Annotated in this window: 9 protein-coding genes and 3 pseudogenes; 5 read left to right on the top strand and 7 right to left on the bottom strand. The window is 69.6% G+C overall.

Annotation, left to right across the window (positions count from 1 at the left end; genetic code table 11):
• Window positions 1-230 precede the first annotated feature (230 nt).
• Window positions 231-698 carry a ferric iron uptake transcriptional regulator gene (fur, locus tag ACREYQ_RS18120; protein ID WP_432261591.1) on the top strand — a complete coding sequence of 156 codons (468 nt, stop codon included), beginning with the start codon at window positions 231-233 and terminating at the stop codon, window positions 696-698.
• Window positions 670-933, top strand: a complete 264-nt coding sequence (locus tag ACREYQ_RS18115; protein ID WP_432261590.1) for a hypothetical protein — start codon at window positions 670-672, stop codon at window positions 931-933. The genes fur and ACREYQ_RS18115 overlap by 29 nt, the downstream gene beginning before the upstream one ends.
• 20 nt (window positions 934-953) lie before the next feature.
• Here the strand turns inward: ACREYQ_RS18115 and ACREYQ_RS18110 are convergent, their stop codons facing one another.
• Window positions 954-1871 (bottom strand): DMT family transporter, encoded by a 918-nt coding sequence (locus ACREYQ_RS18110; protein ID WP_432261589.1) that lies wholly within the window; start codon window positions 1869-1871, stop codon window positions 954-956.
• A gap of 533 nt (window positions 1872-2404) precedes the next feature.
• Here ACREYQ_RS18110 and ACREYQ_RS18105 point away from each other — a divergent pair.
• The gene (locus tag ACREYQ_RS18105) at window positions 2405-2728 is read left to right on the top strand and encodes a PadR family transcriptional regulator (RefSeq protein WP_432261588.1); all 324 of its coding nucleotides are present in this window, start codon (window positions 2405-2407) and stop codon (window positions 2726-2728) included.
• 95 nt (window positions 2729-2823) lie between these two features.
• Here ACREYQ_RS18105 and ACREYQ_RS18100 read toward each other — a convergent pair whose 3' ends face one another.
• From ACREYQ_RS18100 to ACREYQ_RS18085, 4 genes and pseudogenes are all read right to left on the bottom strand, one after another.
• Window positions 2824-3861: a putative 2-aminoethylphosphonate ABC transporter substrate-binding protein gene (locus ACREYQ_RS18100; RefSeq protein WP_432261587.1), complete on the bottom strand. Its 1038-nt coding sequence runs from the start codon at window positions 3859-3861 to the stop codon at window positions 2824-2826.
• Window positions 3862-3924: 63 nt separating this feature from the next.
• Entirely contained in the window at window positions 3925-5652 is a 1728-nt protein-coding gene (locus tag ACREYQ_RS18095) for a putative 2-aminoethylphosphonate ABC transporter permease subunit (protein WP_432261586.1), read from the bottom strand.
• Window positions 5649-6752 carry a putative 2-aminoethylphosphonate ABC transporter ATP-binding protein gene (locus ACREYQ_RS18090; RefSeq protein WP_432261585.1) on the bottom strand — a complete coding sequence of 368 codons (1104 nt, stop codon included), beginning with the start codon at window positions 6750-6752 and terminating at the stop codon, window positions 5649-5651. Before ACREYQ_RS18090 ends, ACREYQ_RS18095 begins: the two co-directional genes overlap by 4 nt.
• Window positions 6753-6915: 163 nt before the next feature.
• A pseudogene (locus ACREYQ_RS18085) lies at window positions 6916-9201 on the bottom strand (EAL domain-containing protein); the annotation flags it as partial.
• 50 nt (window positions 9202-9251) lie between these two features.
• Here ACREYQ_RS18085 and ACREYQ_RS18080 point away from each other — a divergent pair.
• A pseudogene (locus tag ACREYQ_RS18080) lies at window positions 9252-9445 on the top strand (hypothetical protein); the annotation flags it as partial.
• Window positions 9446-9463: 18 nt separating this feature from the next.
• Here ACREYQ_RS18080 and ACREYQ_RS18075 read toward each other — a convergent pair.
• Window positions 9464-9838, bottom strand: coding sequence for a hypothetical protein (locus ACREYQ_RS18075; protein ID WP_432261584.1), 375 nt, complete (start codon window positions 9836-9838; stop codon window positions 9464-9466).
• A gap of 317 nt (window positions 9839-10155) precedes the next feature.
• On the opposite strand from ACREYQ_RS18075, the gene ACREYQ_RS18070 reads away from it, so the two are divergent.
• On the top strand, window positions 10156-10506 hold the full coding sequence (locus ACREYQ_RS18070; protein WP_432261583.1) for a four-helix bundle copper-binding protein: 351 nt from the start codon (window positions 10156-10158) through the stop codon (window positions 10504-10506).
• Window positions 10507-10552: 46 nt separating this feature from the next.
• Here ACREYQ_RS18070 and ACREYQ_RS18065 read toward each other — a convergent pair.
• A pseudogene (locus tag ACREYQ_RS18065) lies at window positions 10553-10906 on the bottom strand (LysR family transcriptional regulator); the annotation flags it as partial.
• Window positions 10907-11004 lie beyond the last annotated feature (98 nt).

The raw sequence follows: 11004 nt of genomic DNA, 5'->3' as shown, positions 1-11004 counted from the left end.
CAGTCTTCGGAAGATCGGGAAAGCAACCAGACCCCGCTTTCCCGATCGCGTCTTCCGGTGACAAGCCAGGCCACCTTTTTATTCCGCGCGCCGTGCAGGCACGGCGCGCCACCAGGGACGCGGGCGCCAGCGCTCAGGCGGCCCTGGTGCTTCCCGCCTGAAATTCCGCCAAGCCACTGGCGCCGCCCTGACTGCGGGGCGCCAGCCGCAGCTTGCCAATGCCATCCGCCATGTCATCCGAGAGCACAAACCCGATCCATCTCAAGCGCGCCGGCCTGAAAGCCACGTCGCCGCGGATGCGCATCCTTGATGTGTTCCACACCAGCGCCCGGCGCCACCTCAGCGCGGAAGACGTCTACCGCATCCTGCTGGCGCAGGACGAGGACGCGGGGCTGTCCACGGTGTACCGCGTGCTCAACCAGCTGGTGCAGGCCGACATCCTGCTGCGGCACAGCTTCGAGTCCGACCACGCCGTTTTCGAACTCAACGAGGGTGGCCACCATGACCACCTGATCTGCGTCGCCTGCGGCCGCGTGGAGGAATTCCGCGACGAAAGCATCGAGCAACGCCAGCGCCAGGTGGCCGCCGACAACGCCTTTGTGTTGCGCGAGCACATGCTGGTGCTGTACGGCATCTGCCCCGAATGCCGCGCACCTGACGGAGCCATCCATGGAGCGCCTGAACAAACCCCTGCCTGAACTGAAACGCCTGATCAACCTGTGCCTGCGGCAGGAGCCCGGCTGCCACGACTGCCAGCTGCGCGCGGTGTGCGTGCACCGGCCCGACCACACCGGCTGCAACTGGAGCGCCGAAGTCGATTTCCCGGAACGCAGCGAAGCCGACGCCGTGCGCCACGTGCGTCAGGCGCGCCGCGTGGTGATGATGGTGCGCGAGCAATACAACGTGGCGGCGGGCACGGCGGCACAGGCGTGAATTAGCGGCCTGCGACGCCCTCAGCGCCCAACCACCGGCCGACCCTGCGGCGCCGTCCCCGCGACGGGCCGCAACACCAGCCACACCGCGACCCCGATCAGCGCGCCACCTGCCGCGTGCGCCCACGACAGCGCCTCGCCCAGGAACAACGCGCCCCAGACGATGCCGAACGGCGGGATCAGGAAGGTCACGGTCAGCGAGCGCACCGGGCCCAGGTCGGCGATCAGGCGGTAGTACAGGATGTAGGCCAGCGCCGTGCACAGCACGCCCAGCCCCAGCATCGCAGCCCAGACCCCGGCGCCGGCAGCGGGCAGCGTGTTGTGGCGCCACAGCGCGGCAAGGCAGAAGGGCAGCAGGAACACGGTGGCGCCGACCATGCTGCCGGCGGCGACCAGCCGGCTGTCGAGGCCGCCGCGCTGCGTAATCCAGCGCCGCGCGAGGAAGCCGGCCAGTCCATAGCAGGCGGTGGCCACCAGGCAGGCCAGCGCGCCCAGCAGCACCTCGGTCGAGAAGGCCACCGGCCCGGTGCGGGTCAGCACCGCGACGCCCGCCACGCCAAGCATCACGCCCAGGGCCTTGGCGCGCGTGAGCCGTTCGGAGAACGCCAGCGCGCCGATCAGCACGCCCATCAGCGGGGTCATGGCATTGAACACGGCCGAGTAGCCGGCTGGCAGCCACAGCGCCGCCACCGAATACATCACGAACGGTATGCCGGAATTGACCACGCCCAGCGCCAGCACGGCCGGCCATTTGCCCTGCATGTCCCAGCGCAGCCGCAGCAGCGGCAGACAAGCGGCAAGCGCGAGCGCGCCGATCAGTACCCGCACGAAGGCGGTCGGCAACGGCCCCAGCACCGGCGCGCCGATGCGGATAAACAGGAAGCTGGCGCCCCAGATGGCGGCCAGGGCGAGCAAACGGGCAAGATCGGCGGGTTTCATCAGGGGAGCCGGAGGGCGCCGGGCAGGCTGGCGCGGGTTGGGATTGCCGCGATTTGACGCCTGCGCCGTGCATACCGCAAGCCGGATTCGGACATGTGCCCCGCCGCCGCCGGCATGACAGCATGCGACCGGCCGAAATTTAAGCGACGTTGACGAGTCTATGACGCTTTTAGGAGATTCTTCACGCACAATGTCGCGTTCACTCGCCCCTTTCCTTACCAAAGGCTTTCATCATCACCCCACGCAGGAGGGGGCCTTGTTGCCGGCGCGTGACAAGCCGCATTCGATTAAATTAAACTCTGGTCTGCGCCAGAGTTAATTGACCCCTCCGACGCATTCCCGACAAGCCGCCAGGGTTCCTGGCGGCTTCTTTTTTTCTGAACGGAGAAAATGCGGCTTGCCCGGCGTCTCGGCATGGCAAGGTCCGGAAGGACTCCCAAGCGCCGCGCTGCCGGCGTCACAACGCCTGCCAACCAGGCCCCGGACGGCCGCCTGCGTCAACCGGCGCGGCCCCTGCCGCGTTGCCAGTCCACATGAAACGACAGTTCCTGGGCCTGCTGGCCCGCGTCTACGTCCTGCAATTTGCGCTCGAAGTCCCCGCTACGGTGGCCATGCTTGCCGACATGTTGCTGGAATACGGCTTCCAGGTCGATATCGGCACCGTGCGCCCGCTGCTGCGCGCCCTGCAAATGGAAGGCTACATGGAAAGCGTGCTGCGCGATGGCATCGGCCGGGTCTACCTGCTGACCGAGCGCGGCCGTGAAGAATTGCAGGCCAGCCGCCAGCGCATCGACGAGCTCTATCGCCGCCTGCACGCAGGCCAGGCGGCCGCCGACGAGTTGCCGCACCAGGCCTGATCCGGCCAGGGCAGCCACCGCGGATGCAGGGAGCGTACCCGTTTCTGCGGGTCCGCCCCTCGCCGCCAGGCGCGCTTTTTGCCTGACTTTCTGCCTTACTTCTTCTCCGCCTTCCCTTCGTAACGCTTGCTCCATTCGGCCAGGATGCGGTCGCGATTGTCGCTCGCCCAGCGGAAGTCGTTCTTGATCAGGCGCTTCTCATAGTCGGCCGGCAGCAGCGCGTCGGGCCTGGCAATGCCGGGCACGGCCAGCACGGCAAAGTTCTTTTCATACAGCGCCATCGCCTCGCGCGAGGCCGAGAAGTCGGCCAGCTTGCGCGCCGCATCCAGGTTCTTCGTGCCCTTGACGATGGCGGTAGCCTCGATGTCCCAGCCCAGGCCTTCGCTCGGCAGCACGATATCGATCGGCGCCCCTTCCTTCTTCGACTTCATGGCGCGGTACTCGAACGCGATGCCGATCGGGAACTCGCCCTGCGCGGCCATCTTGCACGGCTTGGAGCCCGAATGCGTGTACAGGCCGATGTTCTTGTGCAGGGCATCCATGTACTGCCAGCCCTTCTGCTCGCCCATCATCTGCAGCCAGGCGCTGACGTCGAGGAAGCCCGTGCCCGACGAGGCCGGATGCGGCATCACCACCTTGCCCGCGTAGACCGGCTTGGCCAGGTCGGCCCACGAGGTGGGCTTGGGCAGGCCCAGCTTCTGCGCCTCGACCGTGTTGAAGCAGATCGCGGCGCCCCACACATCCATGCCGACCCATGCCGGCGGGTTGGCCGGGCTGCGATATTGCGGATCGATGGCGGCCAGGTTCTTCGGCGCGTACGGGTCGAGCATGCCTTCCTTGTCCAGGATTGCCAGGCTGGAGCCGGCCAGGCCCCAGACCGCGTCGGCGCGCGGCGCGGCCTTTTCCGCCAGCAGCTTGGCGGTGACGATGCCGGTCGAGTCGCGCACCCACTTGATCTCGATCTCGGGATGCACCTTCTCGAACGCGGCCTTGTAGGCAGCGATCTGGTCGGCTTCAAGCGCGGTGTAGACCGTCAGCACGGTGGCGGCGCTGGCGGCGCTGGCGTGAATGGCCAGCAGCGGCAGCGCGGCAACGGCGGCCAGCGCGGCGGCAATGCGGGGGATGCGGGACATGGTTTCTCCTTTGGGATTCAGTCAGTGTTCGGGAAGGCGTGGGTACGGCGAAGTGGAACAAGGTCAGCCAGTGCGCCAGCGCTGCGCGCGGCGCAGCCAGCCGGCCGAAACCGCGTGCAGCAGCAAGGCCGCCAGCACCGAGGTCAGCAGGATCAGCGTCGACATCGCGGCGGCAGGCGCGGTGTCGCCGGCGTCGTCCATGTTCAGCACCGAGATCGCGGCCAGCACGGTGTCGGGGCCGTACAGGAAGATCACCGCCGAGACCGTGGTCATCGACGACACGAAGAGGTAGCGGAAGATATCGAGCAGCGCCGGCAGGCACACCGGCACCGTCACGCGCCAGCACGTCACCAGCGGCGCCACCCCCAGCGACAGCGCGGCGGCCTCGAACTCGGTGTCGAGCTGGCGCAGCGCCGCGGCCGCGGTCAGGTGGCCGGTGGTGTAGCAGTGCGCCACGTTGCACAGCACCAGCAGCGCCATGGTCCCGTACAGCGCATGCAGCGGATTGCCGGGCGCGTTGAAGAAGAACACGTAGCCCAGGCCCAGCACCAGCCCCGGCACGGCCATCGGCAACAGGAAGCCCGCGCGCAGCACGCCGTGCAGCCAGGCCGGGCCGCGCGTGCGCAACGTCAGCCAGGCGCCCAGGAAGATCGCTGCCGTGCCCGCCAGCGCGGTCAGCGCCGACAACTTCAGGCTGTTGCGGTAGGCCAGCCAGCCGCCGCCGTCCATGTTGTCGAAGTCGTAGTGCGCCAGCGTCAGGCCCAGGTTGTACGGCCACAGCTTGACCAGCGATGCGCCCACCGCGGTGGCGATCACTGCCAGCAGCGCGGCGCTGACCAGCAGGACCAGCAGCAGGCACGCACTGTCCCGGCCGCGCTCCGGCGCCGGCACATACACCTGCGCGCGGCTGCCCATCTGCGTGCGCTGGCGCCGCTGCAGTGCCATGTCCACGGCAAAGGTCAGCAGTGCGGGCGCCAGCAGCAGCATGCCGATCAGCGCGCCGCGGTCGAACTGCTGCTGCCCGACTACCGCCTTGTATGCCTCCAGCGCCAGCACCGGATAGCCGCCGCCCACCACCTTGGGTACGCCGAAGTCGGTGACCACCAGCGTCAGCACCAGGCACGCGGCGGCGAACAACCCCTGGCGCGCGCCCGGCAGCGTGACCGTGCGGAAGGTGCGCCACGGGCTGGCGCCCATCGCGCGCGCCGCTTCATAAAGGCGCGCGTCGGCCAGCGACAGCGTCGCCACCAGCACCATCAGCGCATGCGGGAAGGTGTAGAAGGCCTCGCCCAGCACGATGCCCCAGAAGCCATAGATGCCGCCCGGCCCGAAGGCGCCGCGGAAGATGCCCTGGTTGCCGAACAGGTAGACCAGCGCGATCGCCGGCAGCAGCGACGGCGCGAACAGCGGCAGCAGCGCAATGCCGCGCCACAGCGGCCGCAACGCAATGCAGGAACGCTGCAGCGCATAGGCAAAGCCGAATGCCAGCGGCACCACCAGCGCCACCACCGCCAGCGACACCGCCAGGCTGCGGCCGAGCATCGGCAGGAAGTTGGGGCTGGCCACCAGTGCCGCCATGCGCGCGCCCAGCGCCCACTGGCCCGCGCCATCGAACCAGGCCTGGCGGAACAGCGCCAGCAGCGGCAGCAGCAAGCCCACCGCCAGCGCCGCCAGCCAGATCCACTTCATCGCGGCGGGCGCACCGTGCGCCAGCCGGGAGGCCAGGCCGGTGCCGCGCGCCGATGCGGCTTGCGTAGCCTCGGGCAGGACGACAGTGGCCGCGCGCATCATGCAAACACCCGCAGCGCCTGCGCCGGCAGCGCGATCCAGAACTTGTGGCCGCCCGCATCGGGCAGCCGGTGCCGCGCCTCGCGCGCCACGTCGGCAAACAGGGTCAGCCCCGGCAGGCGGTCGGCCTCCAGCGCCAGCCGGTAGCGATTGCCCAGGTAGGTCTGGTCGACCACGCGCGCCAGCAGCCGGTTGGGCTCGGCGGGGTCCGGGTCCAGCCGCACGGCTTCCGGGCGGCAGCACAGCCGGCCGGCGGATGCCGCCGGCTGCGCCGGGCCAACCAGGAAATCGACGGCCTGGCTGCCCTCGCCAACGGTGAAGCGTCCGGCCTGTGCGCTGCGCCCCGGCAGCCAGTTGGCCTGCCCGACAAAACCGGCGACAAAGGCCGAGGCCGGCTGCTCATAGATCTCGGCGGGGGTGCCGGCCTGCACGATGCGCCCGCCGTCCATCACGGCGATGCGGTCGGCCATGGTCATGGCCTCTTCCTGGTCGTGGGTGACCATCACCGTGGTGATGTTCAGGCGGCGCTGCAACTGGCGCAGTTCCAGCCGCAGGTGTTCGCGCACGCGGGCGTCGAGTGCCGACATCGGCTCATCGAGCAGCAGCAGCGACGGCGCCGGCGCCAGCGCGCGGGCCATCGCCACGCGCTGCTGCTGGCCACCGGAGAGCTGGCCCGGGAACTTGCGCTCGCTGCCGGACAGGCCGACCAGGTCGAGCATCTCGGCCACGCGCGCGTCGCGGTGCGTGCGGCCCATGCCGCGCCCGTGCAAGCCATACGCCACGTTCTGCGCCACGGTCAGGTTGGGAAACAGCGCGTAGGACTGGAACAGGATGCCGTAGTCGCGCGCCTGCGGCGGCAGGCCGGTCAGCTCACGCGCACCGGCGTGGATACGGCCGGCGTCCTCGCGTTCAAGCCCCGCGATGATGCGCAGCAATGTGGTCTTGCCGCACCCTGAGGGACCCAGCAGGCACAACAGCTCGCCCTGCCCGACCGACAGCGACACGCCGTCCAGCGCCACGAAGCCGCCAGCGCCGCCAAAGCGCTTGCTGACCTGCTCCACCGCCAGGAATGCCCTGTCCTCCCCGGACTTGCCTGCCTGCATCACCGAATCTCCGCAATCTCAATCGAATCGGTCGCCAGCATAGGCAACGCAGATGCCAGCCGTGTGGCAGATCGGCAAAGTATTTCGATGGAGGTATCGGGGGATTTGGGATCGGACGCCGGCGCGGGCATGCCGGAAAGTTATCGATCGTGCGCTTGGGCGACTAGGATGCGTGCTGCCCGGACACGCCGGCAGAGACCGGCACCGGCATGTCCAACCCTTGCCCCAGCAGCGCCCGCAACGCCTGCTGCGGCACCGCCTGGCTGAACAGGAACCCCTGCAGCCCGTCGCATCCCTGCGAGCGCAGGAATTCAAACTGCGCCGCCGTTTCCACCCCTTCCGCGATCACCTTGAGGTGCAGCTGGTGGCCCAGGGCGATGATCGCCGCCGCCACCGCCTGGTCGTGGCCAGGCGTGGCCACGTCGTCGACAAAGGACTTGTCGATCTTGAGCCGGTTGATCGGCAGCCGGGTCAGGTAGTTGAGCCCGGAGTAGCCGGTGCCGAAGTCGTCGATCGACAGCCCTACGCCAAGCTCGCGCAGGCGGCGGAAGGTCTCGATGGTGGTCTCGCCGCCATCGACCAGGATGCCCTCGGTGACCTCGATCACCAATCCCTGCGGCGGCAGCCCGGCCTGCTGCAGGCAGCGCGCCACGGTGTCGGGGAAGTTGGCCTGGCGCAGCTGCAGCGGCGAGACATTGACCGCCACCTCGATCTCGCGGCCCAGTTCCTGGCGCAGGGCCTGGATCTCGCGGCAGGCGGTGGCCAGGGTCCATTCGCCCAGCAGCGCGACCAGGCCGCTCTGCTCGGCGATGGGGATGAACTCGGCCGGGTGCATGACGCCGCGTTCCGGGGTTTCCCAGGAGATCAGCGCCTCGACGCCGGGGATGGTCAGCGTGGCGGTCTCGACGATCGGCTGGTAGCGCAGCCGGAACTCGTTGCCGGCCAGCGCGCGCCGGAGCAGCGCTTCAATGGTGAAGCGCGCCAGCGAGGCCTCGGCCATTTCGCTGGCAAAGCGGCTCAGCTGCGCGCGTCCGCCCTGCTTGGCCGCATAGACGGCCGAGTCGGCGGACTTGAGCAGTTCGGTCAGCGTGTCGCCGTCGTCGGGGAAGATCGCCATGCCGATCGACGGCGTCACGCGCAGGCGCTGGCCGCCGGCCTGCAGTTCTTCATTGACGCGCGCCTGGATCTTGGCGGCGATCAGCTCGGCTTCGCTGTCATGGCGCAGGCCGCCCAGCACCACGCCGAATTCATCGCCGCCCATGCGCGCCACCAGGTCACCCTGGCGCACCGTGCCCTTGATGCGGTCGGCCATGGTGCGCAGCACGTCGTCGCCCACCGGGTGGCCGAGCGAGTCGTTGATGTGCTTGAAGTGGTCCAGGTCGAGCAGCAGCAGCGCCATGCGCTCGCCGTGGCTGCGCGCGTGCTGCAGCAGGGCCTGGGCGCGTTCGCTCAGTTCGGCGCGGTTGGGCAGGCCGGTCAGCGGGTCGTGCAGCGCCAGGTGGCGGATGTACTCGTCGACGCGGCGGCGCTCGGTCAGGTCGTAGCCGATGGCCTGGTAGCCGGGCGAGGGCAAGCCCGGTGCGGCAGGGTCCGAAGAACTGGCCGGCACCACCACGGGGGCGGGAGCGGGCAAGGCGAACACCGCCAGCTGCACCGGCATGCGCGAACCGCCCTTGCGCACCCAGGTCCATTCGCGCTCGTCGGTGAGCCCCAGCCGCGCCTTGGCCAGCAGCGCAGGCAGCCCGGACGGCACGCTCGCGCCCAGCTCGGTACTCAGGGCGCGCGCATGCTCGGCCAGTTCAGCGGCAACATGCAGGCCGGTCATGTTCATGTGGCCGGCCAGTTCCGCGCCGGTGTACCAGAGCATGCGCTGGCCGGCGGCGTTGATGCCGGTGATGAGTCCGTTCTCGTCGAAGGTGATGACGCAAAAGGCGGCGTGGTCGAACAGCCCGGCATAGCGCGCGGCCTGCACCGCGGCGCTCGCCTGCGCGCGCCGCTCGGGCTCCAGGTCAGTGATCGCCCACAGCCAGTGCGGCGCGCCGCCTTCGGCGGCGGGCAGGCGAGCCCCGCTGGCGCGCAGCGCAAAGCGGCTGCCGTCGGCGCGCACGCCTGCCAGTTCGCGGCGGATCCCGGCCCCTGGCGCGCCATCGGCGGAAACTGCCCCGGCGGCGCCGGGAACCAGGCTTTCCAGGCCCCGGCCCGCCAGGCGCTGCGCATTGGTGCCGAACAGCTGCCCGGCCCGCTCGCTCGCGCGCACCACCACGCCCTGCGCATCGGTCACGAGGAAGCCGTCGGCCGACTGCGCCAGGCACGCCTGCAGCATGGCGCTGTCATCTTCCCAGGCATGCACGGCCTTTGCCTGGCCCTGGCGCGCGGCGCGGCCCCGGCGTGCCAGCGCATGGACAAGCCATGCCAGCAACAGCGTCGCCAGCGCGCCCGCGGCCAGCAATGACAACAAGGCAGGGGGAAACGAAGTCAGAGTCATGGTGGATCGGTTCCCCCTTCGATGTCGAAGGCGTGCGCGCCGACGTCGACGTCAGCATCGGCGTGGCGCTGTTCAACGCGGCGGCCCCGCGCAGGACTGCGAACTGATGCGGCTGGCGGACGTGCTGCTATACCGCGCCAAGGGCGCGGGTCGCGGGCGCTATGAGATCGGCCCGCCGGAACTGGCGGGCGAATTCGGCCCCCGGTAAGCCGGCGCCGCCAGGCGCTCAGTGAATGGTGCCAGCGGGCTTGTCCGACGCCGGGCCGCCCGCGCCTTCGGGCTCGAACGGCACGTGGCGGCCATCGCTGGACTGGTAGCCAAGCTGCGCATCGGCGCCCAGCATCTTCTCCCAGGCGATCATGGCCTGGGCGACGGCATCGGGCGCGCCCTTGAACACCACCACGTCGTTGCCGCAGTTGGGACACTCACCGCCGAACACGGCGTCGATGCCGGGCAGGCCCGGCACGTCGAGCGCGTCGAACTGCGCAAACGCGGTCTTGCAGTGCCCGCAGACCAGCTGGGCGGGGCGCAAGGCCTCGATCTTTGCGCGTGCCTGTGCCGCACGCTCCTCGGGGGTACCCCGCCGTTTTGCCTCGCCCATGATGTGCCTTCCTTCCCCGTGCTGCCGGTGTATGTTTGCATCGGCCCGGCCAGTGCGGCCGGTCCGTGCCTGTTAGATGCGCGATGCGGGCCGGTGGTGCCCGGCCCTTGCCGCAGGTGACGGCCGCGTTGCGCGCGCCGTCGCCAGTCTGCCGCGTCCAGCCGGCATTGTAACCAGCGCGGCGCAGCAAATACCGGGCCGACAGGAAGCGGCGGCGCCTGCTATTGTGGATAACGATGCCTGCGGGTGCGGATGCGCCGCTTCCGGCACCGTGGGCATGCCGGTCCCATCCACCAACCCCCGAAGGAGGACGTTCCATGATCCGACCCACCGTGCAGGAAAACGCCGCCCGCTACGCCGACTGCATTGCCGCCTGCAATGCCGCAGCCGCTGCCGCGCTGAAGTGCGCCGCAGCCTGCCTGGAAGAACAGGACGTGCGCAAGATGGCGCGCTGCATCGCGCTGGACATGGATTGCGCCGGCATTGCCCAGCTGGCCGCGTCCTACATGCTGCGCAACAGCGAGTTCGCGCCGCTGGTGTGCGAAGACTGCGCCGAGGTCTGCAAGTGGTGCAAGGAGGAATGCGAGCGCCATGATGCCGAGCACTGCCAGGAGTGCGCGCGCGCCTGCGCGGCCTGCATGGAGCAGTGCCTGAAGGCGACCGCCTAGGCGCAGGCGCCGGCAGGCCCGTGCTGCGCTTGCGGCGGGTCTGCCAGCGCGACGCGTCCACGCGGTGCGACGAGGTGGCGATATCGACGCGGTACTCCTGCAGCGCTTCCAGCACTTCCTGCGAGTTGCCGGTCGCCGGGAAGCGGTCGCTGAAGCGCCTGATCAGTTCCAGCACCTAGTACGGCGCGGTGGCCTCCACGCGCGGCAGCAGTGCCAGCCCCGCGTCCGACAGCGCCAGCCGGCGCCCGCCGCGGTGGAACAGCTCGACTCCGTACGCTTCCTCCAGCGCACGGATCTGCGCGGTAATGGTGGGCCGCGACAGGCCCAGGCGCCTGGCAGCCTGGGTAACGCTGCCGATGCGGGCCACCATGAAAAAGGACTTGAGCCGGGCGATAAGCATGCGAAGGCAAGGCAAGGCGGCAGGCGGCCGGGCGCCTGTCACGGCGAAGCGGTATTCTAATGGACTGCACCAAGCCACCCGGTCCAACCGTCCGCTGC

The sequence above is a fragment of the Cupriavidus sp. TMH.W2 genome (assembly GCF_050847365.1).
Taxonomy (GTDB): domain Bacteria; phylum Pseudomonadota; class Gammaproteobacteria; order Burkholderiales; family Burkholderiaceae; genus Cupriavidus.
Note: the sequence above shows the minus strand (reverse complement) of the source record. Positions and strands in the feature narration are given on the sequence as shown.